The sequence below is a fragment of the Pseudomonas yamanorum genome (assembly GCF_013386765.1).
GTDB lineage: Bacteria > Pseudomonadota > Gammaproteobacteria > Pseudomonadales > Pseudomonadaceae > Aquipseudomonas > Aquipseudomonas yamanorum_A.
Genome location: NZ_JACARE010000037.1, coordinates 60,606 through 85,476 on the forward strand (window position 1 = coordinate 60,606; position 24,871 = coordinate 85,476).

The 24,871-nt window shown below is 59.5% G+C and carries 24 protein-coding genes and 1 pseudogene; 13 read left to right on the plus strand and 12 right to left on the minus strand.

Annotated elements, in window-relative coordinates; genetic code table 11:
- Positions 1–2 precede the first annotated feature (2 nt).
- From HX875_RS32900 to HX875_RS25535, 8 genes are all read right to left on the minus strand, one after another.
- On the minus strand, positions 3–2,126 hold the full coding sequence (locus tag HX875_RS32900) for a phage tail protein (protein WP_256348170.1): 2,124 nt from the start codon (positions 2,124–2,126) through the stop codon (positions 3–5).
- Positions 2,127–2,756, minus strand: coding sequence for a phage tail protein I (locus tag HX875_RS25505; RefSeq protein WP_177046851.1), 630 nt, complete (start codon positions 2,754–2,756; stop codon positions 2,127–2,129).
- Positions 2,753–3,748 carry a baseplate J/gp47 family protein gene (locus HX875_RS25510; protein WP_177046853.1) on the minus strand — a complete coding sequence of 332 codons (996 nt, stop codon included), beginning with the start codon at positions 3,746–3,748 and terminating at the stop codon, positions 2,753–2,755. Before HX875_RS25510 ends, HX875_RS25505 begins: the two co-directional genes overlap by 4 nt.
- The gene (locus HX875_RS25515) at positions 3,745–4,077 is read right to left on the minus strand and encodes a phage baseplate protein (protein WP_003208675.1); all 333 of its coding nucleotides are present in this window, start codon (positions 4,075–4,077) and stop codon (positions 3,745–3,747) included. The genes HX875_RS25510 and HX875_RS25515 overlap by 4 nt, the downstream gene beginning before the upstream one ends.
- A 12-nt stretch (positions 4,078–4,089) precedes the next feature.
- Entirely contained in the window at positions 4,090–4,698 is a 609-nt protein-coding gene (locus tag HX875_RS25520) for a phage baseplate assembly protein V (RefSeq protein WP_177046855.1), read from the minus strand.
- Between the two features lie 3 nt (positions 4,699–4,701).
- Entirely contained in the window at positions 4,702–5,217 is a 516-nt protein-coding gene (locus HX875_RS25525; protein WP_177046857.1) for a hypothetical protein, read from the minus strand.
- Positions 5,218–5,239: 22 nt separating this feature from the next.
- Positions 5,240–5,578, minus strand: coding sequence for a phage holin family protein (locus tag HX875_RS25530; RefSeq protein ID WP_177046859.1), 339 nt, complete (start codon positions 5,576–5,578; stop codon positions 5,240–5,242).
- Between the two features lie 595 nt (positions 5,579–6,173).
- On the minus strand, positions 6,174–6,908 hold the full coding sequence (locus HX875_RS25535) for a LexA family transcriptional regulator (protein ID WP_177046861.1): 735 nt from the start codon (positions 6,906–6,908) through the stop codon (positions 6,174–6,176).
- A 215-nt stretch (positions 6,909–7,123) separates the two neighbouring features.
- Between HX875_RS25535 and HX875_RS25540 the strand changes: the two genes are divergently transcribed.
- The 3 genes from HX875_RS25540 (at position 7,124) to fdxA (ending at position 10,881) form a co-directional block, all read left to right on the plus strand.
- Positions 7,124–7,549, plus strand: coding sequence for a hypothetical protein (locus HX875_RS25540; RefSeq protein ID WP_177046862.1), 426 nt, complete (start codon positions 7,124–7,126; stop codon positions 7,547–7,549).
- Between the two features lie 274 nt (positions 7,550–7,823).
- On the plus strand, positions 7,824–10,415 hold the full coding sequence (mutS, locus tag HX875_RS25545; RefSeq protein ID WP_169386191.1) for a DNA mismatch repair protein MutS: 2,592 nt from the start codon (positions 7,824–7,826) through the stop codon (positions 10,413–10,415).
- 142 nt (positions 10,416–10,557) lie between these two features.
- Complete coding sequence (fdxA, locus tag HX875_RS25550; RefSeq protein ID WP_003208688.1) at positions 10,558–10,881, plus strand: ferredoxin FdxA; 324 nt, start codon at positions 10,558–10,560, stop codon at positions 10,879–10,881.
- Between the two features lie 496 nt (positions 10,882–11,377).
- Here fdxA and apbC read toward each other — a convergent pair whose 3' ends face one another.
- On the minus strand, positions 11,378–12,472 hold the full coding sequence (gene apbC / locus HX875_RS25555) for an iron-sulfur cluster carrier protein ApbC (protein ID WP_177046864.1): 1,095 nt from the start codon (positions 12,470–12,472) through the stop codon (positions 11,378–11,380).
- A gap of 172 nt (positions 12,473–12,644) precedes the next feature.
- Between apbC and metG the strand changes: the two genes are divergently transcribed.
- The 8 genes and pseudogenes from metG (at position 12,645) to HX875_RS25595 (ending at position 19,322) form a co-directional block, all read left to right on the plus strand.
- Positions 12,645–14,696 (plus strand): methionine--tRNA ligase, encoded by a 2,052-nt coding sequence (metG, locus tag HX875_RS25560; RefSeq protein WP_177046868.1) that lies wholly within the window; start codon positions 12,645–12,647, stop codon positions 14,694–14,696.
- Positions 14,697–14,906: 210 nt separating this feature from the next.
- Positions 14,907–15,485, plus strand: a complete 579-nt coding sequence (locus HX875_RS25565) for an Rnf-Nqr domain containing protein (protein WP_177046869.1) — start codon at positions 14,907–14,909, stop codon at positions 15,483–15,485.
- Positions 15,482–16,282: pseudogene (gene rsxB / locus HX875_RS25570) on the plus strand (electron transport complex subunit RsxB); the annotation flags it as partial. The gene HX875_RS25565 and the pseudogene rsxB, both read left to right, overlap by 4 nt.
- Positions 16,283–16,292: 10 nt before the next feature.
- The gene (locus tag HX875_RS25575) at positions 16,293–17,264 is read left to right on the plus strand and encodes an RnfABCDGE type electron transport complex subunit D (RefSeq protein ID WP_177046871.1); all 972 of its coding nucleotides are present in this window, start codon (positions 16,293–16,295) and stop codon (positions 17,262–17,264) included.
- Positions 17,261–17,872 (plus strand): RnfABCDGE type electron transport complex subunit G, encoded by a 612-nt coding sequence (locus HX875_RS25580; RefSeq protein ID WP_177046872.1) that lies wholly within the window; start codon positions 17,261–17,263, stop codon positions 17,870–17,872. The genes HX875_RS25575 and HX875_RS25580 overlap by 4 nt, the downstream gene beginning before the upstream one ends.
- The gene (locus tag HX875_RS25585; protein ID WP_177046873.1) at positions 17,865–18,365 is read left to right on the plus strand and encodes an Rnf-Nqr domain containing protein; all 501 of its coding nucleotides are present in this window, start codon (positions 17,865–17,867) and stop codon (positions 18,363–18,365) included. Before HX875_RS25580 ends, HX875_RS25585 begins: the two co-directional genes overlap by 8 nt.
- A 25-nt stretch (positions 18,366–18,390) precedes the next feature.
- Positions 18,391–19,029 carry an endonuclease III gene (gene nth, locus HX875_RS25590; protein ID WP_010170146.1) on the plus strand — a complete coding sequence of 213 codons (639 nt, stop codon included), beginning with the start codon at positions 18,391–18,393 and terminating at the stop codon, positions 19,027–19,029.
- A 107-nt stretch (positions 19,030–19,136) separates the two neighbouring features.
- Entirely contained in the window at positions 19,137–19,322 is a 186-nt protein-coding gene (locus HX875_RS25595; RefSeq protein ID WP_003208696.1) for a PA3496 family putative envelope integrity protein, read from the plus strand.
- Between the two features lie 71 nt (positions 19,323–19,393).
- Here the strand turns inward: HX875_RS25595 and HX875_RS25600 are convergent, their stop codons facing one another.
- The 3 genes from HX875_RS25600 to HX875_RS25610 all read right to left on the minus strand — a co-directional run bounded on the left by HX875_RS25600 (position 19,394) and on the right by HX875_RS25610 (position 22,939).
- A complete protein-coding gene (locus HX875_RS25600; RefSeq protein WP_177046874.1) occupies positions 19,394–20,026 on the minus strand; it encodes a response regulator transcription factor in 633 nt (210 codons plus the stop codon).
- Positions 20,027–20,683: 657 nt separating this feature from the next.
- Positions 20,684–21,901 (minus strand): argininosuccinate synthase, encoded by a 1,218-nt coding sequence (locus tag HX875_RS25605; RefSeq protein WP_003208700.1) that lies wholly within the window; start codon positions 21,899–21,901, stop codon positions 20,684–20,686.
- A gap of 129 nt (positions 21,902–22,030) precedes the next feature.
- Positions 22,031–22,939, minus strand: a complete 909-nt coding sequence (locus tag HX875_RS25610) for a flagellar protein MotY (protein ID WP_177046875.1) — start codon at positions 22,937–22,939, stop codon at positions 22,031–22,033.
- A gap of 156 nt (positions 22,940–23,095) precedes the next feature.
- On the opposite strand from HX875_RS25610, the gene pyrC reads away from it, so the two are divergent.
- Both pyrC and rnt read left to right on the plus strand, forming a co-directional pair.
- Positions 23,096–24,142 (plus strand): dihydroorotase, encoded by a 1,047-nt coding sequence (gene pyrC / locus HX875_RS25615; protein WP_177046876.1) that lies wholly within the window; start codon positions 23,096–23,098, stop codon positions 24,140–24,142.
- On the plus strand, positions 24,139–24,816 hold the full coding sequence (rnt, locus tag HX875_RS25620; protein ID WP_003208704.1) for a ribonuclease T: 678 nt from the start codon (positions 24,139–24,141) through the stop codon (positions 24,814–24,816). The genes pyrC and rnt overlap by 4 nt, the downstream gene beginning before the upstream one ends.
- Positions 24,817–24,871: the final 55 nt, after the last annotated feature.

The following is a 24,871-nucleotide window of genomic DNA, read 5'->3' on the forward strand; positions in this document are numbered from 1 at the left end:
AGTCAGTAGCCTGTGGCTTCCCAGTAAATATCATCAGGTGAGTTGAACGGCCCGGAAATAACCGAAAACTGCGTATTGCTGACGATCAAGGTATTAGTGCCCGTTGCGGCATCGGAGTAAAAGAGACTCGTCCGGCTTGCAACAAGCGATGCACACCGATTGGGGAACGCGATAGGAAAACTGCGATGGGTGACGGTATCCGAAGCGCCCAAGGTAATTCCCCACTGCTTGATCATTCCCGTCTGGGCACACTTCCACCAACCATTGGGCCCAAGTGAGGCCGTATTTTTAAGCACGGCTCCCGGCACGTCGGCTGTGGCCGGCGGCAGGTTTGTCATGCCAGCGGCGTTGCCGCTGTAGATGCCTGAGATCGACAAATGCCCCCCTTCGGTAAGGGTCATGGCGTTATTCGTGCCGCCCACATGAGTGACGACCTGTGGCGGCGAGGTGCTGGTTCCGCCGGAATAAGCCTCCATTGCCGCTAGGTGTCGCTCATTCCAGCACGTTGCCCGCCACACCAGGTATGCCAAGTAGTTTGCCGGCGCATTGATCTGCACAGCCGGAGAGCGGCCTCGCCATGCGACAAATCCCCCGCCCATGTCAGGTAGCTCAAAGCTGGCGGTGCCTGACATCAAGCCACCCGTGGTGGGTAACTTGGAGTTGTCGGAAATCGCGATGTTGGCCGTGCCATCGAATGACACACCATTGATTTGGCGTGGAGTCGCCAGCCGGGAGGTTGTTCCGGAGTTTCCGGACACATCAATATTGTAGGAACCTTGCAGTCGTGCAGCAGGTACGGTCCCCTGAGTCAGGGCGTTCGCGTTAAGGTTTAGGAGTTGGCTACCCTCGCCGAGGTAGGCGCCCTTGATGGTCAAGTTACCTTGGCCTTCAAATAGGAAAGCGCTCGGCACAGCCCCCATATGAAGTGCTACTACCGGGAGCGAGGTCGAAGTACCACCAGAGTAAACATCCATGGACGCCAGATGACGTTCCCCCCACATCGTCCCCTTCCAAATAGAGTAACTATACGAGTTGATCGGACAGTTAATCTGGAGGGCGGGGATACGTTTTTGCCAATCGACAAAAGCCCCTCCCATGCCAGAAAACTCTGCGCTGATTGCGCCAGTCATAGTTCCGCCTTTTAGGGGCAACTTCGACTCATCGGTCAGTTTCCCGAACATCGACGCAATTTCATCTTTCGTATAGGCATCCCTGATGCCCATCTCAGCCAACGTTCCAGGGTTCGTGCCGCCTATGGTTCGACCATATTTGTCGACAGTCAGGACTTTGTAGGTGCCCGCCTGAACACCACTCCTTCCCGCCAGCATCTCGAATGCCAGCGGGGTGGAGCCCAACGCGATAACCCCTTTGCTGACCGACTGCCACAAAGAGCCTCCATAGGCAGCGCCCTCTTCAACAATGACGCTAAGTCCAGGAGAGACTCTTTGACTGGAGCTGGCATCCATCGAGCGCGACCAGGCACTATTGGCAACAATATAAATACCGTTGTCCTTCGCCAACGTCTGACCTGCGACCAGTACGCGTTGGCCAGCAATCACTGCAACCCCATCGATTTGCTGCGCGCCACTCAAGACGATATTTGCCGTAGCCGCCACACGAACCGACTGCTTGCTATCAAGCTTGGCCAGCTCGTCGCCGAGATAATCAACAACCCACGCCCGAGTTGCCTTGACGACGGTGTCATCAATCAACAATGTCACCAGGGACGCATTACTCGTTTCGAAAATCGAGCGGATGTAAAACTCTTTGCCCGACCCAGATGTCGCCAGTACGGGTTTGAACGACTCCGGGTACTTGACGATGGCGTACAACACGCCGTTATCGGTCCAGATACCCGCCTCGCGCACATACCACCCACCGACATCAGACGGAATCGTCACCTCTGCCAGGAGCCAGCTGGGATTTTTCTCGTCTTGGAAAAGGGCATTCAATGGCCCCCTCCATACCTCGCGCTTCAATGCTTTGGCGGTCGCATCCGGGTTATAGACAGCGCCGTTGCCATCACCAACCGAAATTTGTGCAAGCTTGATCGGAAGCCCAGCGGCCTTGCAGGCAGTTTCGTAGGCAATTCCATCATTGGTAAGAAGAGTATAAAAGTCGGCCATTTAGAACCTCTGAGGATAAATAGTGAGCGTCTCGACGCTATAAAGGCCGGCGGCAGAGAATGCGTTGCCGGCGGCTTTCAGTCCGTCGATAACAATCGGATGGACAATGGTAAGTTCGCCACATACCGTCGCGGCGGCGATGGAATGGGTACCAAATGCGCTCAATCCCACAGAGACCGACAGGATGTCGCGTTCGCTTTTTGCAGCGGCTAATCGCTGGTCCAGTCGAGCGTCCATTTCTTCGCTGTAAGCCAGGCTTGTGAACGCTCTCACTGAGAAGCTGTAAGGCGCACCGATTGGCGTTTGCTCGTACCACGAGCGAACCTGCGGGACCAACTGCAGGCCTGTAGCGGCGTTTTCCAGCGCTTTCCGTGTACCGGACTGGCGAGCGATCGGCCAAGCGAGCTTCACCGTGCCCCTCTTTTCAGCCTCAGGAGCACTGGAACTCCATTCAGTAACACCACGATCTGCCGCCAGGTACGGTAAGAAGTCCACTGGTGTTAGCAGCGGGTTCATCAAGGCGGGAAAGGGTGGCATTACCCGGTCGAGCAACTGCCCGAAACCCATGTCCAGCGCCTTCTCCAACGGAGAACTGTTGGCAGGCAGCAAACTGCCTTTTGGCTCACTCATAGCGTGCGCACCTCCACCTCGACACCCGTGCAATACGGCGCCTGAAACGCCGTGGTGACGATCGGTTCCAGCGGTTCAAGGATTTGCAGTTGCGCAGCGCCCGCCGAGTGGATGGCGTAGTCGATCCAGCTCGGGTCCACCCGCCCTTCCAGGCGATGACAAGACTCGGCGTAGGTTTGCAGCAGCTGCTGCGCGGCCACTTGGGTCAGCCCGGAGTCCGGGCCGGCGTTGATCTTGGCCACCACGCGAATTTTGTAACGTAGGATCTGTGCACCCTGCACCGTGACAAGATCCGTTTCCGGCCGCACATCAGGCCGGGCGAAATGCCGGCGCACACCGTCAAGCAGATCAGCAGGTGGCGTGCCATCCCCGTCTCGGGCCAAGACCGTCACCATCACTTCACCCGGTGCAGTTCGGCGGCCGTTGCCATCCTTGACCCGAGCCGCGTAGCCGTCCGGGTCGAAGGTATAAGTGACCGTCACCACCCCGGGCGTGGCGCTTTGTACTTTCACTGACGGACGCTCACCCAGGGTGAAAACCTCCCGGCGATACTGCATCCGCGAGCCCGCCGCCGGAGCGTGAGGCGCGAGGTAATAACGCAGGCGGGCGTCATCGTCGCTTTCCAGCGTCGGCGGCACGGGCGGGAAAGCCGCCGGATCGCCGGGATCAAGCACCTGGCGCTCCAGGCCCATGTCGGCAAGCCGCGCATCGAGGTTGCTGCCGGTGGCCCACCACGCCAGCATCTGCTTGATTCGGGCGTTGTATTGGCGCTCGTGGGTTTGCAAGCGAACGCAAAAGGCCTCCAGTGCCAACGTCAACAGCTCGCTTTCATTCTCAAGGCTGACCTTGAGCTTGGCCGCATTTTCCGGCGCTCGGGTGGCGACGTAATCCACGACAAACGCCTTGAACTCCGCCAACAGCGGTTCGAACTCATCGACGGCAATGATCGCCGGCTCGGCCAACTGGTTCTGGCCGGGTATCAGCATGCTCATGTCACCACCTCGAAGGATTGTTTGCGGTTTTTCCAGGTGCCGGCGAAGCGCAAGAGCAGGCCCGCGCCCTGGCGGTTGGCGACGATGACTTGCGGCTCGAAGTCGGCGATGCCGTTCTGTGGGTTGTAGAACGCTTGGGCGGCATGGCTCTGGGCGAGAATCAGCAGGTCGTCGCCGAGGTTCTGCCCGAGCAGTTGCGGGATCATCGAGCCGTACAGCGGGCGCTTCTGGCGGGTGCCCAAGGGTGTGGTCAACGCTCGGGTGGCGCGCTGTACGAATTGCAGCCAGTCATCGACGGCCGCCCCGGTGTTCCGATCGATTCCAATCATGGGATGTCCTTGTCAGGGGCTGATGACCCGGCCCTGGTGGTCCACCACCGGGCCGCTGAAGTGCGCGCCGCCAGCATCCAGCAACAGGCTGGTGCCGCCGACTTGCAGGGTGATGCTCTGGGCGCTCATCGTCAGGCTGGCGGCGCCGACCTTGAGGTCGACCTGTTCGCGGGAGCCGACAAGCGTGGTAGGGCCATTGACCCAGTTGAAGGTATGACTGGCGTCGTCATAGTCGGTTTGCGTGCCGTCCTGATGGCGGCGCCGGGTCAGCGTCGGGACGCTGGAGACCGGCGGAAAACGGTCGCTGTTCAAGCCGAACAACGCCACCGATTGCGCCCCGCCCTCCCCGCCGCCGTAGTTGAGCAACAAGCACTGCTCGCCCACGGAAGGGAGGCGGGTTTCGGTTTGCTCTCCGGCACTGGGGTTGAAAAAACGAATCGCCGGGGTGAGCAAGTCGCCGTGGCTGACCTTGCAGGTATTACTGGCGGCGTCGACCTCCTGGCACACGCCGATGCGGCAGAAACTTTCGGCGCGGCGATAGAGGTCTTCGAGTTGGGATTCCATTTCTGCCAGGCGCTCGATGATCGGGCCCAGTTGCATGCGTAACAGCGCGTCGAACATGGGCTACTCCGCCAGGGGTTTGTATTGGTCGGGGTCGTCGATGTCCGTGACTTCCCAGGTGCAGGCAAACAGAGGCTTGCCGGTGGGATCGTTGAGCAACGGCGGTCCGATATAGAGGGTTTGGGTGAAGGTGACAGCCCAGGTGTCGTAGTCCGTTTCTGCGGTGGCCCGTATTGAGGGTGCAGCGACGATATTGATGGGCAAATCGCATTGCGCCTGCGGCAGGTTCCAGCGGTTATCCAGCACCAGGTCCATCAGTTGGCTGGCCAGGTCGCAGGCATCAAACGGCAATGCACCCGGAGCGACCATGGCCTTGAGTGAAATCCCCAGGGCATGGGCCTTGCGCCCTTCACGGGAGCGGATACCCGGGCCATTGCCTTCGACGGTGATCAACACACCGGTGTTATCCCCGGGGCCCTGAAAATCCTGGTGATTGCCGACCTTCAGGTCCGGAAAGGCAATATGCAGCGCCTCGCTGATGGCCTGGGGGAGTTGGGAAGGTTTTTCGATGAGGGTCATTTAAGTAGCGTCCTTGCAACGGTTACTGCGGGTCCTGACGGGTGCCTTCGTTGACGCCAATCCGCTTGGCTGCCCACCGTTCATAAAGGCCGATGGCCACGTCGGCGCCGGCCATGGCGGTCAGGCAACCAATGGCGCCGGCCGTCCAGATCGACATGCCGGCGGCGTAGCACAGCATCAGGGCTGATACCCCGCACACCATGCAGGCCCCGGAACGCAGGGCCAGGCGCCGCAACAGCGACCAACCACGGGCGCCTTCCTTGTCGGCGCGCCACATTTCGCCGGAAACACCGCCGATCAGGGCCAGTACGATCACCAGCCAGATAGGCATTTCCGCTAACGCTTGCTGCTCGTTTGTCATGTCACGCCTCCTGGCTGAGCATTACCGGCGCAGTGCCGGGTTTTGGGTAATTCCATTTATAGGTAGGCATTCCAAAAAGCCCGGCTGCCCGGGCTTTTCAGTAATGATGTCCTCGGTCTTTCGGCGCTACTGGCGCGGTACGGACCTTTCCTCAATGTTTTTCCGACCACGATCCCTGTCTGCCGGATAACTGCTTCTGGTGCTTTACGCTGCACACCCGGGCCAGTTGCCAACCCTCTGAACCGTTAAGGCCGGTTCATCGCTGCCTGTTCTTGAAGCGGTTTGAAACTAAAGAGCGTCGGCATCCTTGCCGGTGTTGCCTGGCATCCCTGCCATCGCTTCGATGGCGTCCTTGCCGGTGTTGCGTAACGTCCTTGTCTTCCTTGGCAGCATCCTTGCCGCCTCCACCAGGCCTTCTTGGCTGGCTTGAGACGGAGAATATGCATGTATGCATATACAGTCAATGCACAAATGCATTTATTTTTACTCGATGTATGCATGAATGCATTCATAGCCTTATAGGTACGGGGTTTGGTGGTTTTGCGCAGGCGAAAAAAAGCCCGCTCATTGGCGGGCTTTGTCTTACGCAGAAGGATCAGCGGGCGTACATGCCCCACCAGAAGACGTGACCGAGGATGCTGATCTGCTCTTCCTGGATGTCCTGGAAACTGTAGTCCTCATCCGGGTGTTCATCACGGTTGAAGCTGCGCAGGCGAATCCCGGAAGGCAGGCGATAGAGCTGTTTCACCCGCAGCTGGCCGTTGTGGTTGATGGCATACAAATCGCCGTCGACGATGTCACCAATCCCACACTTGCCGGCGTTGACGCCTACGGTCGCGCCGTCACGCAGCACCGGCAACATACTGTTGCCGCGCACCGTCACGCACTTGGCCTGGTCGAACTGCACACCGTTATGCCGCAGGCTGCGCTTGCCGAATCGCAGGCTGGCCTTCTCGCTTTCCTCGATGACGAATCTTCCTGATCCAGCAGCCAATTCAACCTCGCGCAGAAAGGGGATCGACACCTCGTCATCATTAACGGGTGTGTCGTCGTCCCACAGGCTTATGTCCTTGAGTTCCGAATGCATCGGGTCGCGCTCCTCCAACCGCGCCGGCACCAGCGCCGCGCGCCCGCGCAACTGATCGGTGCTGACCTGGAAGTAATCGGCGATGCGCGAGATGTGCTTGTCCGACGGATCAACGATCTTGCCGCTGAGGATCCGGGACAGCGTGGATTGAGGCACGCCGGTACGCCGGTGAAGCTCCGTGGGGGAGATCCGGTCGCGGTCCAGCAGCTCTCTTAAGACGATAGAAACGTTGCGTTTTTGCATAACGCGGATAGTGCAGGCAGTTTTGATGCTTGGCAAATGCTAATTTGCATATTTTATGCGTTATCGGTGAGTTTTAATGTCTCTCATGCATAACCTCCCTATACAGCCGCGGAACTTCTGCGCAAAACGATGTCAATTTGATATCTCGGCGAAATACTCGTCGAGATTGAATCATTCAGCGCCAGGCTGCGTCCGGGTAAACCAAGGAAGAAGCAATGAGATTCGTGCTTGCGATGCTGTTGATGTTCAGCGGTTACACCTTCGCCAACTGCTCCAACATTACTGACTCTGATCAGCGTAACTACTGCAATGCCAAAGAAAACGGGAGCAGTTGCTCCTACATCAGCGACAGTGATTTGCGTGCAGCTTGCAACGCGGAAATGAGCGGGAGTTCGTGCTCCAACATCAGCGACTCTGATCAGCGAAATTACTGCAATGCCAAGCAAAGCGGCAGCAGTTGCTCCTACATCAGCAACTCCGATCTGCGTGCCGCCTGCAATGCAGAGGTGGGCGGAAGTTCTTGCAGCTATATCAGCGACAGCGATCAGCGAGCTTTTTGCAACGCCAAGCAGAGCGGCAGCAGTTGCAGCTATATCAGCGACAGTAATCTGCGCACACAGTGTGACTCCATGAAGCGCTGATGCGTTGAAAGGGAGCTTGCCCACGCGGGGGCGCAGAGGGGTCCCCAAAAAAGGGACTGCTGCGCAGCCCAACGGGAGCAAGCTCCCTCGCCACAGTTACAATGTTCATCCTGAACCAGCTGGCAATAGGCACCTCCCTCCGTTTAGTTTTTACCTATCCGTTTGTGAACTGCGAAGCCCCGACCTCGCGTGTTAACCTTGCGCCCATTGCAAAAAATGCTGGGCCAAGCGCCCCCTTTGCCCCATCACTTTCAACGAATTTGCCAACTATCCAATGAGTAAAAACACCTCCGATCTGTCCTCCCACACCCCGATGATGCAGCAGTACTGGCGCCTGAAAAACCAGCACCCTGATCAGTTGATGTTCTACCGCATGGGCGACTTCTACGAGATCTTCTATGAAGACGCGAAGAAGGCCGCCAAGTTGCTGGACATCACCCTGACCGCGCGCGGGCAGTCGGCCGGGCAGGCGATTCCGATGTGTGGGATTCCTTACCATTCGTTGGAAGGCTATCTGGTCAAGCTGGTTAAGCTGGGCGAGTCGGTGGTGATCTGTGAGCAGATCGGCGACCCGGCCACCAGCAAGGGCCCGGTGGAACGCCAGGTGGTGCGCATCATTACCCCGGGCACGGTGAGTGATGAAGCACTGCTGGATGAGCGTCGCGATAACCTGATCGCTGCGGTATTGGGGGACGAACGCCTGTTCGGCCTGGCGGTGCTGGATATCACCAGTGGCAACTTCACGGTGCTGGAGATCAAGGGCTGGGAGAACCTTCTGGCAGAGCTGGAGCGCGTCAATCCGGTGGAACTGATGATTCCAGATGACTGGCCAAAGGACCTGCCGGCGGAACGTCGTCGTGGGACCAAGCGCCGCGCGCCGTGGGATTTCGAGCGTGATTCGGCGCTGAAAAGCCTGTGCCAGCAGTTCTCCGTGCAAGACCTCAAGGGCTTTGGTTGCGAAACCCTGACCCTGGCCATCGGCGCCGCCGGTTGCCTGCTCAGCTACGCCAAGGAAACCCAGCGTACCGCCCTGCCACACCTGCGCAGCCTGCGGCATGAACGCCTGGACGACACCGTGGTGCTGGATGGCGCCAGCCGTCGTAACCTGGAGTTGGACACCAACCTGGCCGGCGGGCGCGATAATACCCTGCAATCGGTGGTCGACCGTTGCCAGACCGCCATGGGCAGCCGCCTGCTGACCCGCTGGCTGAACCGTCCGCTGCGGGATTTGACGGTGCTGCAAGCCCGCCAAACCTCTATTACTTGCCTGCTGGACCGCTACCGCTTTGAAAAGCTGCAACCGCAGCTCAAGGAAATCGGCGACATCGAGCGGATCCTCGCGCGGATCGGCCTGCGTAACGCACGGCCCCGTGACCTGGCGCGCCTGCGGGACGCGCTGGGCGCCCTGCCGCAACTGCAAGCGGCGATGACCGAACTGGAAGCGCCGCACCTGCAACAGCTGGCCGTCACCACCAGCACCTACCCGGACCTGGCGGCCTTGCTGGAAAAAGCCATCATCGACAACCCGCCCGCGATCATCCGTGACGGTGGCGTGTTGAAGACCGGTTACGACACCGAGCTGGACGAACTGCAATCCCTGAGCGAGAACGCCGGGCAGTTCCTGATCGACCTGGAAGCCCGTGAAAAAGCCCGTACGGGCCTGGCCAACCTGAAAGTCGGCTACAACCGTGTGCATGGCTACTTTATCGAGTTGCCAAGCAAGCAGGCCGAGCAGGCGCCGATCGACTACCAGCGCCGCCAGACCCTCAAGGGCGCCGAGCGCTTTATCACCCCGGAACTGAAAGAGTTCGAGGACAAAGCGCTGTCAGCGAAAAGCCGCGCCCTGGCTCGGGAGAAGATGCTCTACGAAGCGTTGCTGGAAAGCTTGATCGACAAGCTGGCGCCGTTGCAGGACACCGCCGCCGCCCTGGCCGAACTGGATGTGTTGAGCAACCTGGCCGAGCGCGCCCTGAACCTTGACCTGAACTGCCCGCGGTTTGTCAGCGAGCCGTGCATGCGCATCGTGCAAGGCCGCCACCCGGTGGTGGAGCAGGTTCTGACCACGCCGTTCGTCGCCAACGACCTGTCGCTGGACGACGACACCCGCATGCTGGTGATCACCGGTCCGAACATGGGCGGTAAATCCACCTACATGCGCCAGACCGCGTTGATCGTGTTGCTGGCCCATATCGGCAGCTTCGTGCCGGCGGCCAGTTGCGAGTTGTCCCTGGTGGACCGCATCTTCACCCGGATCGGTTCCAGTGATGACCTGGCTGGTGGCCGTTCGACCTTTATGGTGGAGATGAGCGAAACCGCCAACATCCTGCACAACGCCACCGAGCGCAGCCTGGTGCTGATGGACGAAGTGGGACGCGGCACGAGCACCTTCGACGGGCTGTCCCTGGCGTGGGCCGCAGCCGAGCGGTTGGCGCACCTGCGGGCGTATACGCTGTTCGCGACGCACTACTTCGAGCTGACCGTGCTGCCGGAAAACGAGCCGTTGGTGGCCAACGTTCACCTCAATGCCACCGAGCACAACGAGCGCATCGTATTCCTGCACCACGTGCTGCCCGGCCCGGCGAGCCAGAGTTACGGCCTGGCCGTAGCGCAGTTGGCGGGTGTGCCGGCGGACGTGATCACCCGCGCCCGCGAGCACCTGAGCCGCCTGGAAGAAACCGCCCTGCCCCACGAGCTTCCCGTGGCCAGCCCGGCCAAAGCCAGCAACAAACCGAGCACGCCGCACCAGAGCGACATGTTCGCCAGCCTGCCTCATCCAGTACTGGATGAGTTGGCTAAACTTGACCTGGACGACTTGACGCCGCGAAAAGCGCTCGAAATGTTATATGCACTTAAGACTCGGATATAACGCAGACGCTTGCAAGCTGGTAGACTCTCGCGCGGTTTGGGATGCTGCGGGCTTTTAGCCTGGCCTGCAGACTATCGCTCCCGAACCTCGCGAGCCCTGCCACAAAGGGTTTCGCTGCCGCCGCCTGAGGAGAAAATTAGAAATGACCTTCGTCGTCACCGACAACTGCATCAAGTGCAAGTACACCGACTGCGTAGAAGTGTGTCCGGTGGACTGCTTCTACGAAGGCCCGAATTTCCTGGTCATCCACCCGGACGAGTGCATTGACTGCGCCCTGTGTGAGCCAGAATGTCCGGCCGTCGCGATTTTCTCCGAGGACGAAGTCCCGGCAGAGATGCAGGAATTTATTCAGTTGAACGTTGAGCTGGCGGAAATCTGGCCGAATATCACTGAGCGCAAAGACCCGATGCCGGATGCGGCAGAGTGGGATGGCAAAAAAGGCAAGATTGCAGACCTCGAGCGCTGATCGCGTCGATGCCCTCCAAAAGGCCCCTTGCGGGCCTTTTTGCATTTCTGCGGGGCGGGTTTCACTTTTCTACAGGCAAAAAAAAGGGGCGGTATGACCCGCCCACATTTTTTCCCTAGTCCCTGTGTTCCTTTTCATCGTCCTGATGAATCGCATCCTGCGAGGTTCCCTGAATCATCGTTCCGTGATGACTGTGTCAATCCGTGGACACAGGGCTGATCTTAGAGAGTTCCCGGGGAAGTTCAACGGGATCCAAATCGCTGGACTACAGGTTTCGATGTTCAGACACGAATAAATAATTGTTATATTTCAATTAGATAGAATTATAGACGGCCGATTCGAGACGTCCGCACCAGCGAAAAAACCCAAACGCTTACGAAAAAGTAAGTGAATGCTTACACCAGCAATTACGCAAAAGGGTAACAAGCGCATCCTGCGTGTTCGCCAGACAAGAAAAAGCCCCGACGCAGTCGAGGCTTTTTTCCCATCGGGTGGGTCAGTCGTCGCTGACAGTGATGGTCGGCATCGCCTGGGCCGCGGCTTCCTGCAGGACGATTCGTGCGCCTACGTGACGGGCCAGTTCCTGGTAGACCATGGCAATCTGGCCGTCGGGCTCGGCGACGACCGTCGGCTTGCCGCCGTCAGCCTGCTCACGAATCCCCATGGACAGGGGCAACGACGCCAGCAGTTCAACCCCGTACTGGGTAGCCAGCTTCTCGCCGCCACCTTCACCGAACAGATGCTCGGCGTGGCCGCAGTTGGAGCAGATGTGCACCGCCATGTTTTCCACGACGCCCAGCACCGGGATGTTCACCTTGCGGAACATCTCCACGCCCTTGCGGGCATCCAGCAGCGCCAGGTCCTGCGGCGTGGTGACGATCACCGCGCCAGCCACCGGCACTTTCTGCGCCAGGGTCAACTGGATATCGCCGGTGCCTGGGGGCATATCGATCACCAGGTAGTCCAGGTTACCCCAGTCGGTCTGGGTGACCAGTTGCAGCAAGGCGCCGGAAACCATCGGGCCGCGCCACACCATTGGCGTGTTGTCATCGGTCAGGAAGGCCATGGACATCACTTCAACACCATGGGACTCGATCGGCACGAACCATTTCTGGTCCTTGATCTTCGGCCGGGTGCCTTCGGCGATGCCGAACATCACGCCTTGGCTCGGGCCATAAATGTCGGCGTCGAGAATGCCGACGCGTGCGCCTTCGCGGGCCAGAGCCAGCGCCAGGTTGGCCGCGGTGGTGGATTTGCCCACGCCACCCTTGCCGGAGGCCACGGCCACCACGTTCTTGACGTTGGCCAGGCCCGGGATCTGCGCCTGGGCCTTGTGCGGGGCGATCACGCACTGGATGTCGACCTTGGCCGAACTGACGCCGTCCAGGCCTTCAATAGCCATTTGCAGCATCTGCGCCCAGCCGCTCTTGAACAGGCCTGCGGCGTAGCCCAGCTCAAGCTGGACCGAAACCTTGTCACCCTGCACGTCGATGGCGCGTACGCACCCGGCGCTGACCGGGTCCTGGTCCAGGTAAGGGTCGGTGTATTGGCGAAGAACGGCTTCCACCGCTGCGCGATTGACGGCGCTCATGGGCTACTCCCGAAAAAAGACTGGCTAAAACAGGCGGCTATCCTAACCGTTCCAGCGCCCCAGCGGCACGCTTTCGGCCGACGGGAAAATCCTGAAACAGCCGCACGGGGTGAAATAAATTTCCCGGCGCTTTATAGTGGCCGACCTCCGTTTCATCAAGTAGCCGAGCCCCATGTCCGAGCCACGCAAGATCCTCGTCACCAGCGCCCTGCCCTATGCCAATGGTTCCATCCACCTTGGCCATATGCTTGAGTACATCCAGACCGATATGTGGGTGCGCTTCCAGAAGCATCGCGGCAATCAATGCATTTATGTCTGCGCGGACGACGCCCACGGTTCGGCCATCATGTTGCGCGCCGAGAAGGAAGGCATCACCCCGGAACAACTGATCGCCAACGTCCAGGCTGAACACAGCGCCGACTTTGCCGAGTTCCTGGTGGATTTCGACAACTTCCACTCGACCCACTCCGACGAAAACCGCGAGCTGTCGAGCCAGATCTACCTGCGCCTCAAAGACGCCGGGCACATTGCCACGCGTTCGATCACCCAGTATTTCGACCCGGAAAAGAAAATGTTCCTGGCCGACCGCTTCATCAAGGGCACCTGCCCGAAATGCGGCACTGAGGACCAGTACGGCGACAACTGCGAGAAATGCGGCGCCACCTACGCGCCTACCGACCTGAAGGATCCGAAGTCGGCCATCTCTGGCGCCACCCCGGTGCTCAAGGATTCCCAGCACTTCTTCTTCAAGCTCCCGGATTTCCAGCAGATGCTGCAAACCTGGACCCGCAGCGGCACCCTGCAGGACGCCGTGGCCAACAAGATCGCCGAATGGCTGGACGCCGGCCTGCAACAGTGGGACATCTCCCGCGATGCGCCGTACTTCGGCTTTGAGATCCCGGGCGAACCTGGCAAGTACTTCTATGTATGGCTGGATGCGCCAATCGGCTACATGGCCAGCTTCAAGAACCTGTGCGATCGCACGCCGGAGCTGGACTTCGACGCGTTCTGGGCCAAGGACTCCACCGCCGAGCTGTACCACTTCATCGGCAAGGACATCGTCAACTTCCACGCGCTGTTCTGGCCTGCGATGCTCGAAGGCTCGGGCTACCGCAAGCCCACCGGCATCGCGGTTCACGGCTACCTGACGGTCAACGGCCAGAAAATGTCCAAGTCCCGTGGCACCTTCATCAAGGCGCGCACCTACCTGGACCACCTGTCGCCGGAATACCTGCGCTACTACTACGCCTCCAAGCTGGGCCGTGGCGTCGACGACCTCGACCTGAACCTGGAAGACTTCGTACAGAAGGTCAACTCGGACCTGGTGGGCAAGGTCGTCAACATCGCCAGCCGTTGCGCCGGTTTTATCCACAAGGGCAACTCCGGTGTGCTGGTGGCGGAAAATGCCGCGCCCGAGCTGACCGAAGCGTTCCTGGCCGCTGCGCCAAGCATCGCGGACGCGTATGAAGCCCGCGACTTTGCCCGCGCCATGCGCGAGATCATGGGCCTGGCCGACCGTGCCAACGCCTGGATCGCCGACAAGGCGCCGTGGTCGCTGAACAAACAGGAAGGCAAGCAGGCTGAAGTCCAGGCTATCTGTGCCACGGGCGTCAACCTGTTCCGCCAGTTGGTGATTTTCCTCAAGCCGGTACTGCCACTGCTGGCGGCCGACGCCGAGGCGTTCCTCAACGTGCCGCCGCTGACCTGGAACGACCACGCGACCTTGCTCAGCAACCATCAGTTGAATGAGTTCAAGCCGCTGATGACCCGTATCGACCCGGTAAAAGTCCAGGCCATGACCGACGCTTCGAAAGAAGACCTCGAAGCCAGCAAGACCGACACCGGCGATGCAGCCCCTGCGGGCAATGGCGAATTGGCGAAAGATCCGTTGTCGCCGGAAATCGACTTCGACGCCTTTGCCGCGGTAGACCTGCGTGTTGCGCTGATCATCAAGGCCGAAGCCGTGGAAGGCGCCGACAAGCTGCTGCGCCTGACGCTGGACATCGGTGACGAGCAACGCAACGTGTTCTCCGGGATCAAGAGCGCTTATCCGGACCCGTCCAAGCTCGATGGTCGCCTGACCATGATGATCGCCAACCTCAAGCCACGAAAAATGAAGTTCGGCATCTCCGAAGGCATGGTGATGGCGGCCGGCCCTGGCGGCGAAGAGATCTACCTGTTGAGCCCGGACAGCGGTGCCAAGCCAGGTCAGCGCATCAAGTAAACTGCCTGTAGTGAGCGGGCTCCCAAACGAAGCCAGTTGAATGTGGGAGCTGTCGAGCCCCAGCGAGGCTGCGATGCTGGCGCTGAGGTTCGGCAGGTGCCGTGCGGTGATCCCATCGCAGCCTCGCCGGGGCTCGACAGCTCCCACATTTTGATCTTCGATGGAGCCCGCTCGCCACAACCGGCCCTGTTTGCTTAACCCGGCACGACCATGACCGATATGCTTCTCACCCTTGTCAGCACAGCCTTGATCAGCAACCTCGTGTTGCAGATGCCGCTGGCTGTCGACCCGGTGCTGGCATCCACGGTTGACTCACGCCGGCGCGTACATGCGCTGGGCATCGCCACCTCGGTGTTGATGCTGTTGATTGGCATCCTCGGCTATCTGCTCGATCATTACCTATTGCGGCCTCTGGCGCTGACGTCCCTGCGATTGTTTGTGTTTTTGCCGGTGACAGTGCTGCTGATCCATCCGCTGCTGAGGGTGCTGTGCCGCCAGTTACCCAAGCTGCCGTTCGATGGCCTGTGGCCTTTGTTGCTGGGGAATGCCGGGGTGTTGGGGGTGGTGCTGCTGGGTACGCAAGACGATAAAGGGCTGGCACACATGGCGGCACTGAGCCTGGGCGCCGGGCTGGGTTTCTGGCTGGTGCTGAGCCTGTTCAGTGACCTGCGCCAACGTATTGCCGACAACGACATACCACTGCCCTTCCGGGGGCTACCGGTGGCGCTGATCAGCGCCGGGCTGATGGCCGTGGCTTTCCTGGGTTTCAACGCAATGATCAAACCATGAGCCTGATTCAACGTATCGATGCCCTGCTGCCGCAGACCCAATGTGGCAAGTGCGGGCATCCTGGCTGCAAACCGTACGCCGAAGGCATTGCCCAGGGCGAGGCGATCAACAAGTGCCCGCCCGGCGGGCAGGAAACCATCGCGAGCCTGGCGCAATTGCTGAAGCTCCCGGTGCTGGAACTGGACACCTCCCGGGGTGAGGCGCCCGCGCAGATCGCGTTTATCCGTGAGGCAGAGTGCATCGGTTGTACCAAATGCATCCAGGCCTGCCCGGTGGACGCCATCGTCGGTGCCGCCAAATTGATGCACACGGTGATTATCGACGAGTGCACCGGCTGCGACCTGTGTGTGGCGCCATGCCCGGTGGATTGCATCGAAATGCGCCCGTTGACCACGGTGTTGCCGATTGTCGGCGGGCTGGCCTCCAACGATGCCGAGCGCCAGGCACGCAGCCTCAAGCGCGACCGCGCCCGGCGGCGGTTTGAACAGCGCAACGCCCGACTGCAACGCGAAGAAGAACAGAAGCTCGCCGAGCGTCTGGCCCGTGCCAAGCGTGCGGCGCCGGTGGCCGAGGTCACGACCAACCCGGTCCAGGCCGCCATTGAGCGGGTGCGTGCGCAAAAGGCCGCTGCCATGGACGCCGCCCTGAAAAAGGCCAAGATCAACCTGGCCATGAGCCGTGCCCAGCTGCATAAATCCCTGAAAGCCTTTGGTCACCCACCGACCTTTGAACAGCAGTCCCAGTTGATCATCCTGCAACAGCACTTCGAAACAGCAGAGCAGGCGCTGGCGGCGCTGGTGGACGACGATGCCCGTGCTTGAAGCCGTTGATCGTCAGCAGCACGCGATGAAGCGTGTGCTGCTGGCGACGGTGCCGGGCTTGCTGGCGATGTTCTGGCTGTATGGCTGGGGCGTGCTGATCAATTTATTGCTGGCGGGCAGCTGTGCACTCGTCGTGGAAGCTGGCATTCGGCGGCTGCGCGGGCATTCGGCCAGCGATCTCGGCGGCCTGGTCACGGCCACACTGCTGGCACTGGCACTGCCACCTTATTGTCCATGGTGGTTATGCGTGGCCGCCGTCACCAGTGCGTTGCTGCTGGGCAAGCACCTGTACGGCGGCAACCAGAACCCGTTCAACCCTGCCATGGTCGGTTACGCATTGATGCTGGTGGCCTTTCCCCAACCCATGACCCACTGGCCTGCCTCCCACGGCATGGACCTGCTGGCCGGCCTGCAACAGGTGTTCGGCGTGCAAGGTAATGCGCCGGACGCCTGGGCCCAGGCGACAGCCCTGGATGCCCTGCGGATCAACAAAAGCCTGACCATGGATGAGCTGTTTGCCAGCCACCCGGCTTTTGGGCATGTCGCCGGCAAAGGCAGTGAATGGGTGAACCTGGCCTTTCTGGCGGGAGGGCTGTGGCTGTTGCAGCAACGGGTGTTCAGTTGGCACGCGCCGGTGGGCATGCTCGGTAGCCTGTTCGTGATCAGCCTGCTGTGCTGGAACGGCTCGGGCTCTGATTCCCACGGTTCACCGCTGTTTCATCTGCTGACCGGCGCCACGATGCTCGGGGCGTTTTTTATCGTGACCGAACCGGTGTCCGGTGCCAAAAGCCCGCGTGCGCGCCTGATGTTCGGTGCCGGCGTGGGCGTGCTGGTTTACCTGATTCGTACCTGGGGCGGTTACCCCGATGGCGTGGCCTTTGCGGTGCTGTTGATGAACCTGGCGGTGCCGATGCTTGAACGCCTGGCGACACCCAGACAGCCTGCGGTGAGTTCATGAGAACCACCCGGGGCTTGATAGTGGTGGTGTTGATCGCCGCCGCAGGGATCGTGCTGACGCTTGGGGTGCAACAGTTGACCGCCAGCCGTATCACCGAGGCCCAACAAAACATCCAGCGCCGGGCCTTGCTGGATATCCTGCCCGCCGGCATTTACGACAACCAGCCCCTGCAACATCCACTCGCTCTAAACCCGCAGGCATTGGCAAACAGCCAATTGCTGGGCGGCTACCTCGCCACCTTGAACGGCCAGCCCGGCGCAGTACTGCTGCGTTCGCAAACCAGTGGCTATGGCGGCCCCATCGAGCTGCTGATCGCCATCGCCCACAACGGCAAGCTGCTCGCGGTGAAAACCCTGAGCCATTCGGAAACCCCAAGCCTGGGCGGGCATATCGCCGAACCGGGCAATCCATGGATGGCGGCATTCAAGGGGCTATCCCGCGCCGATCCAAAAGATTCGGACTGGGCCTTGAAGAAAGACCATGGCCAATTCGATCAAATGGCGGGCGCGACCATCACGTCCCGCGCGGTGGTCAGTGCCGTTCACGATGCCCTGCGGTACTTTGATGATCACCGGCAACTGATGTTGGAGTCGCCTGCTCATGACTAAAACCCTGGCCCGCTCGCTGATGCTTGCGCCGTTGATTGGGGTGAGCGATACGTTGCCCAAGGCATTGAGCTTCTGGGTACTCTCGGTGCTGATCGGGGCGCTGTATGGCCTGGGCATGCACGGCCTGCGCAACCGCCTTGGCGAACACATGCGACTGATGGCCAGCCTGCTGATCGCGGCGACACTGGTCAGCTGCATGCAACTGCTCTTGCAAGCGTTCGCGTTGCCCTTATATCAACAGCTGGGTATTTACCTGGCGCTGACCAGTGTTCAATGCGTGCTGCTGGAGTATTCAGGCTTTTTCGAGCCTGGCCAGGGCAAGGCACGCGTGAAACTGTTCGGGCTGTTTGGCGTACTGCTGATTACCCTGGGCGTTATCCGAGGGCTGGTCGGCGACGGTTCTGTCACCACACTGGCGCCCACCGGGTTTATCCTGCTCGGGTTATTACTGGCCGGCCGGCAAGCCTGGGTCCACTTTTCAAAACCACACTGACTGTCTGCAAGGAACCGCTCGCCCCATGAACGCCGCAAAACGCCTGGAAATTTTCCGCCGGCTTCACGAAGACAATCCGGAACCGAAAACCGAACTGGCCTATTCCTCGCCGTTCGAGTTGCTGATCGCCGTGATTCTCTCGGCCCAGTCCACAGACGTCGGCGTCAACAAGGCCACCGCCAAGCTGTATCCGGTGGCCAACACCCCGGAAGCGATCTACGCACTGGGGGTGGAGGGGTTGTCCGAATACATCAAGACCATCGGCCTCTACAACAGCAAGGCGAAGAATGTCATCGAGACCTGCCGGCTGCTGGTAGAGCTGCACGGCAGCGAAGTGCCACAAACGCGGGAAGCCCTGGAAGCGCTCCCGGGTGTCGGTCGCAAGACGGCCAACGTGGTGCTCAATACCGCATTTCGCCAATTGACCATGGCTGTAGACACGCACATCTTTCGGGTCAGCAACCGAACCGGCATTGCCCGCGGAAAGAATGTGGTCGAGGTAGAAAAACAACTGATGAAGTTTGTGCCCAAGCCCTATCTGCTGGACTCTCATCACTGGTTGATCCTTCACGGACGCTATGTGTGCCAGGCTCGCAAGCCGCGCTGTGGCAGTTGCCGCATCGAAGACCTGTGCGAATACAAGGAAAAGACTTCCGACGATTGAGCCATCATTGCTTTTATCGATGAGTCGATTGAAAAAATCTTTTTTACCAGGCCCGAGATTATCGTTATAAGGAGCGCCAACGGCAGTCTTAGCCTGGAGTTAACCTTATGAGCACTGGCAAAGAACAACTGGATGTAGAAGACGACGTTGTTGGCGCTGAATCCGACGATGATGCAGCAGAAGCACCGGTTGAGGTGGCCAAGACCAATTTGAGCAAACGCCGCACCATCGACAACCTTCTGGAAGAACGGCGCTTGCAAAAACAGTTGGCCGATTACGACTTCGATCTCTAATCGACCCAACGACAAACAGAAGCCTCCCTTGCGGAGGCTTTTTTCTGACGGCATCTAAACGTTCGGCCGACCTACACCAACCCGTTGCGCTGGGCCAGCTCGATCAAGTCCACCAGGGAACGCGCGTTGAGCTTGAGCAGCAAGCGAGTCTTGTAGGTACTCACGGTTTTATTGCTCAGGAACATGCCATCGGCGATCTCCTTGTTGGTTTTGCCACGGGCCAGTTGTTGCAACACCATCATCTCCCGGCCGGACAGCCGCTCGACCATGTCCGATTCGCTGGCGTTACCCATTGTGGAACGTACCGAGTTCAACGCCTGGTTGGGGAAGTAGCTGTACCCGCACAGCACTGCCTTGACCGCGCTCAACAGCTCGGTGAGATCCTGCTGCTTGCACACGTAGCCAGCAGCACCCGCCTGCATGCACCGCATGGAAAAATGCCCGGGCGCCTGGGACGTCAGCACCAGCACCTTGAACGGATGGGCCTGTTTGGTAGATGACAGCCGGCATATAACTTCCAGGCCGTCGAGTTTGGGAATTCCAATATCCAGTATGACAATGTCCGGCATATGCTCCCGTGCAAGTTGCAAGGCATCGACACCGTTATCTGTCTCGGCAACGACCTCATAACTATGACGTTCCATTAGCATACGCACAGCAAGACGAATGACGGGATGATCATCCACGATCAGCACTTTATTCATGGGCAAGTCCAATTTCGCTGTTCGAATTATTAAGAGCAAACACAATAGCCTAGTCGTTTCCCACTTGGCATAGCGCTCCCCCCCAAGCAACAGCAAGCAGAGACCCAACCCACAACGTCATCGGATTTAACCTACAAAAAAACGCCAATCCGGAGGTATCCAGTTTTGTTATGGCTTTCAGAACTTTCCGAGCGCAAACATATTTTGAGTGAAAAATCCCAGGATTACCGGGGGAAGGGTAAACGTGCCGCACACAAGTTTCAGGAAATGCCCCTTGCGCCTTATCAGAAAGCCAGTGACTCCGGGCCGAAACCCGTTTTTTAAAAGTTCCATCCAACATAGCCAGTCACACTCCATAGATCCTACAGACATGTCAGCGCTTGACATGTTTTCCATACACTTATGTGTGAAATTTCTGTAGTACATAGTTCCCGCATACAAGAAAAAAATTCGCCTTCAACAATGGATCATTTATTTAGCTAAATTAATAAACATTGCACCCGTAAAGACATAAACATGTTCACGCCACACCTTCGCCCAAACGGGCTTTTCAGCTGAATAATAAACACGGCATCGCCTCTAATGATTCCGGATGCCTTTTTTCAGGCAAAAAAATGGCCCCTTAACGGGGCCATTTTTTATTACCACTTAAAACACTCAGAACAACTTGCGACCTTTGTTGGCTGCAATGCGCATGCGCAACGCGTTCAGCTTGATGAAGCCCGCCGCGTCGGCCTGGTTGTAGGCGCCGCCATCTTCTTCGAACGTAGCGATATTGGCATCGAACAGCGACTCGTCGGACTTGCGGCCGGTCACGATCACATTGCCCTTGTACAGCTTCAGGCGCACAACGCCGTTCACGTGGACCTGGGAAGCGTCGATCATCTGTTGCAGCATCAGGCGCTCAGGGCTCCACCAGTAGCCGGTGTAGATCAGGCTGGCGTACTTGGGCATCAGCTCGTCTTTGAGGTGAGCCACTTCACGGTCCAGGGTGATGGACTCGATGGCGCGGTGAGCGCGCAGCATGATGGTGCCGCCCGGAGTCTCGTAGCAACCACGGGACTTCATGCCCACGTAACGGTTCTCGACGATGTCGAGGCGGCCGATACCGTGTTCGCCACCGATACGGTTCAGGGTCGCCAATACGGTGGCCGGAGTCATTTCGACGCCGTCCAGCGCGACGATGTCGCCGTTGCGGTAGGTCAGTTCCAGGTACTGGGCCTTGTCGGGAGCGTTCTCCGGGGAGACGGTCCATTTCCACATGTCTTCTTCGTGCTCGGTCCATGTGTCTTCCAGCACGCCGCCTTCATAGGAGATGTGCAGCAAGTTGGCGTCCATCGAGTACGGGGACTTCTTCTTGCCGTGACGCTCGATCGGGATAGCGTGCTTTTCAGCGTAATCCATCAGCTTTTCACGGGACAGCAGGTCCCACTCACGCCAAGGAGCAATCACTTTTACGCCTGGCTTCAAGGCGTAGGCGCCCAGTTCGAAACGTACCTGGTCGTTGCCCTTGCCGGTGGCACCATGGGAAATGGCGTCGGCGCCGGTTTCGTTGGCGATTTCGATCAGGCGCTTGGCGATCAGCGGACGTGCGATGGAGGTACCCAGCAGGTACTCGCCTTCGTAGACGGTGTTGGCGCGAAACATCGGGAAAACGAAATCGCGGACGAACTCTTCGCGCAGGTCGTCAATGTAGATCTCTTTCACGCCCATGGCTTGCGCCTTGGCACGTGCAGGTTCGACCTCTTCGCCCTGACCCAGGTCAGCGGTGAAGGTCACCACTTCACAGTTATAAGTATCCTGCAGCCACTTGAGGATCACCGAAGTGTCCAGGCCGCCGGAATACGCGAGAACGACCTTGTTTACGTCGGCCATGCCATCACTCCACGGGGTTGTACGGAAAGGCGTCGATTCTACCGACCAAAACCGTGAAATTACAGAGGCGCGACAGCAAATGAAGATAAAGCGACAGATTATGTCGAGCGGGCGACGAAACGCCGCACCTTATGAGGTGGCGGCGGCGTTGCCTGGCGCTTTGGCCTGGGGCGCCGGTTTCTCGGGGGCTGCCACCCTTTCGAGTTGAATATTCACCCGACGGTTTTTCGCCCGGTTGGCCGGGTTGGTGTTCGGCGCCAACGGGTAGCTTTCGCCATGAAAGCGCAAGGTAATCTGCGATTCCTGGATGCCATTGGCCTTGAAGTAGTCCATCACCGCCAGGGCGCGACGCCGTGAGACATCACGGTTGGTCAGGCGATTGCCGCTGTTGTCGGAGTGACCGTTCAACTCGATGTGATTGACGGTAGGGTCGGCTTTCATGAACTCGAGAATCACCGACAGCTTTTTCTTGGCCGCCGCGTCCAATTCGATGCCACCGCCCGGGAAGCCCACCTCGGTCTGTTTGACCTGCTCGAAATTCATCGGCAGCAGCTTGGTGGTACATAACTGATAGTCGTTGTAGGCCTTGTTGAATTTGACCGGCAACAGACGGATCTCGGAGTAGCCTCCTTCGCGCCCATAGTGCCGCACAGTCGGGCTGCGACCTTCGAGTAAACCGGTAAACAAGCGCCCGGCCTGGGCCTGGGAGCTGTTAAACAGCACGTCACCACTGCCGACGCGCACCGCGCCGAGGTTGATATCACCGCGCCCCGGCTGCCACGGCGCAGCGGCCGCCAGCAGGGTCGCGGAACCGGCACCCAACGAGCCGTTGAAGGCTTTCAGACGAAACGTCGCCTGCTCGCCGGCCCGGCGCACGAACTCGCCTGAGCCGAAATCGGTGATCGGCTGGCTCAAGCGGCACTCGAATTTATCGCCCTCCACTTTCCACTCAATATTCTCCAGACGTGTCTGGAACGTGAGGGCCATCGCGGGCAGGCTGGCGAACACACTGAGCAGGGCTAGATAATGCTGGCGCACGGGAGGCTCCACTGGTTTCTACAACACATCAAGGCGTCATACATCGTTAAGGCATACCCAGGGATATCGGTCGCATCCTGCAAAACTTGATAGCGAGTGCCTGCAAGAGTCTTTTCCGGTAGCATTCCCACCAGATTGACCCGCCTGGAATCCCCAATGTCCGACCGCCTGACCCTGCTGCGTCCCGACGACTGGCATATTCATCTTCGCGATGGTGCTGCGTTGCCCCAAACCGTGGCCGATGTAGCGCGCACGTTTGGCCGCGCCATCATCATGCCTAATCTGGTACCTCCGGTGCGTAACGCCGCGGAAGCCGACGCCTATCGCCAGCGCATCCTCGCTGCACGACCGGCCGGCAGCCGTTTCGAACCGTTGATGGTGCTGTACCTGACCGACCGTACGCAGCCCGAAGAAATCCGCCAGGCCAAGGCCAGCGGTTTCGTCCACGCTGCCAAGCTGTACCCGGCCGGGGCGACCACCAACTCCGATTCCGGCGTCACCAGTATCGACAAGATCCTGCCGGCCATCGAAGCCATGGCAGAAGTCGGCATGCCGCTGCTGATCCACGGTGAAGTCACCCGTGGCGATGTCGATGTGTTCGATCGTGAAAAGATCTTCATCGACGAGCACATGCGCCGCGTGGTCGAGCTGTTCCCGACCCTGAAGGTAGTGTTCGAGCACATCACCACCGCCGATGCAGTGCAGTTCGTCACCGAGGCTTCGGCCAACGTCGGCGCGACCATCACCGCGCATCACCTGCTGTACAACCGCAACCACATGCTGGTGGGCGGGATTCGGCCGCACTTCTACTGCCTGCCGATTCTCAAGCGCAACACTCACCAGGTGGCGCTGCTCGATGCCGCCACCAGTGGCAACCAGAAATTTTTCCTCGGCACCGACTCTGCACCCCACGCCCAACACGCCAAGGAAGCCGCGTGTGGTTGTGCCGGTTGCTACACCGCCTATGCGGCGATCGAGTTGTATGCCGAAGCGTTCGAACAACGCAACGCCCTGGACAAGCTTGAAGGGTTCGCCAGCCTCAACGGCCCGCGTTTCTACGGCCTGCCGGCGAATACCGACCGCATTACCCTGGTCCGTGAAGACTGGACCGCCCCCACCAGCCTGCCGTTTGGCGAGCTGACCGTTATCCCGCTGCGCGCCGGTGAAACACTGCGCTGGCGCCTGCTGGAGGAACACCCGTGAGTGAAGACCATTACGACGACGACCAGGAACACGGCGGCGGTGGTGGCGGTTCCCGTCACCCCATGGCCGAGCGTTTCCGTGGCTACCTGCCGGTTGTGATCGATGTAGAAACCGGTGGTTTCAATTGCGCCACTGACGCATTGCTGGAAATCGCCGCCACGACCATCGGCATGGATGAACAGGGTTTCGTGTTCCCGGAACACACCCACTTCTTCCGCGTCGAGCCGTTCGAAGGCGCGAACATCGAAGCCGCCGCCCTGGAGTTCACCGGGATCAAGCTCGACCACCCGCTGCGCATGGCAGTCAGTGAAGAAGCGGCGCTGACCGACATCTTCCGTGGCGTGCGCAAGGCGCTGAAGGCCAATGGCTGCAAACGCGCGATCCTGGTGGGCCACAACAGCAGCTTCGACCTGGGCTTCCTCAACGCCGCCGTGGCGCGCCTCGACATGAAGCGCAACCCGTTTCACCCGTTCTCCAGCTTCGACACCGCGACCCTCGCTGGCCTGGCCTATGGCCAGACCGTGCTGGCGAAAGCCTGCCAGGCCGCCGGTATCGACTTCGACGGTCGTGAGGCCCACTCGGCCCGCTACGACACCGAGAAGACGGCCGAGCTGTTCTGCGGCATCGTCAACCGCTGGAAACAGATGGGCGGCTGGGAAGACTTCGGCGACTGAGGCTGAGCCAAACAAGACCTCTGCAGCGAGCGGGCTTCTGTGGCGAGGGAGCTTG

Bases quoted from the DNA above. Each gene is read 5' to 3' on its own strand.
- HX875_RS32900 (WP_256348170.1), bottom strand. From the start codon at position 2,126: ATGGCCGACTTTTATACTCTTCTTACCAATGATGGAATTGCCTACGAA.
- HX875_RS25505 (WP_177046851.1), bottom strand. From the start codon at position 2,756: ATGAGTGAGCCAAAAGGCAGTTTGCTGCCTGCCAACAGTTCTCCGTTG.
- HX875_RS25510 (WP_177046853.1), bottom strand. From the start codon at position 3,748: ATGAGCATGCTGATACCCGGCCAGAACCAGTTGGCCGAGCCGGCGATC.
- HX875_RS25515 (WP_003208675.1), bottom strand. From the start codon at position 4,077: ATGATTGGAATCGATCGGAACACCGGGGCGGCCGTCGATGACTGGCTG.
- HX875_RS25520 (WP_177046855.1), bottom strand. From the start codon at position 4,698: ATGTTCGACGCGCTGTTACGCATGCAACTGGGCCCGATCATCGAGCGC.
- HX875_RS25525 (WP_177046857.1), bottom strand. From the start codon at position 5,217: ATGACCCTCATCGAAAAACCTTCCCAACTCCCCCAGGCCATCAGCGAG.
- HX875_RS25530 (WP_177046859.1), bottom strand. From the start codon at position 5,578: ATGACAAACGAGCAGCAAGCGTTAGCGGAAATGCCTATCTGGCTGGTG.
- HX875_RS25535 (WP_177046861.1), bottom strand. From the start codon at position 6,908: ATGCAAAAACGCAACGTTTCTATCGTCTTAAGAGAGCTGCTGGACCGC.
- HX875_RS25540 (WP_177046862.1), top strand. From the start codon at position 7,124: ATGAGATTCGTGCTTGCGATGCTGTTGATGTTCAGCGGTTACACCTTC.
- mutS (WP_169386191.1), top strand. From the start codon at position 7,824: ATGAGTAAAAACACCTCCGATCTGTCCTCCCACACCCCGATGATGCAG.
- fdxA (WP_003208688.1), top strand. From the start codon at position 10,558: ATGACCTTCGTCGTCACCGACAACTGCATCAAGTGCAAGTACACCGAC.
- apbC (WP_177046864.1), bottom strand. From the start codon at position 12,472: ATGAGCGCCGTCAATCGCGCAGCGGTGGAAGCCGTTCTTCGCCAATAC.
- metG (WP_177046868.1), top strand. From the start codon at position 12,645: ATGTCCGAGCCACGCAAGATCCTCGTCACCAGCGCCCTGCCCTATGCC.
- HX875_RS25565 (WP_177046869.1), top strand. From the start codon at position 14,907: ATGACCGATATGCTTCTCACCCTTGTCAGCACAGCCTTGATCAGCAAC.
- HX875_RS25575 (WP_177046871.1), top strand. From the start codon at position 16,293: ATGCCCGTGCTTGAAGCCGTTGATCGTCAGCAGCACGCGATGAAGCGT.
- HX875_RS25580 (WP_177046872.1), top strand. From the start codon at position 17,261: ATGAGAACCACCCGGGGCTTGATAGTGGTGGTGTTGATCGCCGCCGCA.
- HX875_RS25585 (WP_177046873.1), top strand. From the start codon at position 17,865: ATGACTAAAACCCTGGCCCGCTCGCTGATGCTTGCGCCGTTGATTGGG.
- nth (WP_010170146.1), top strand. From the start codon at position 18,391: ATGAACGCCGCAAAACGCCTGGAAATTTTCCGCCGGCTTCACGAAGAC.
- HX875_RS25595 (WP_003208696.1), top strand. From the start codon at position 19,137: ATGAGCACTGGCAAAGAACAACTGGATGTAGAAGACGACGTTGTTGGC.
- HX875_RS25600 (WP_177046874.1), bottom strand. From the start codon at position 20,026: ATGAATAAAGTGCTGATCGTGGATGATCATCCCGTCATTCGTCTTGCT.
- HX875_RS25605 (WP_003208700.1), bottom strand. From the start codon at position 21,901: ATGGCCGACGTAAACAAGGTCGTTCTCGCGTATTCCGGCGGCCTGGAC.
- pyrC (WP_177046876.1), top strand. From the start codon at position 23,096: ATGTCCGACCGCCTGACCCTGCTGCGTCCCGACGACTGGCATATTCAT.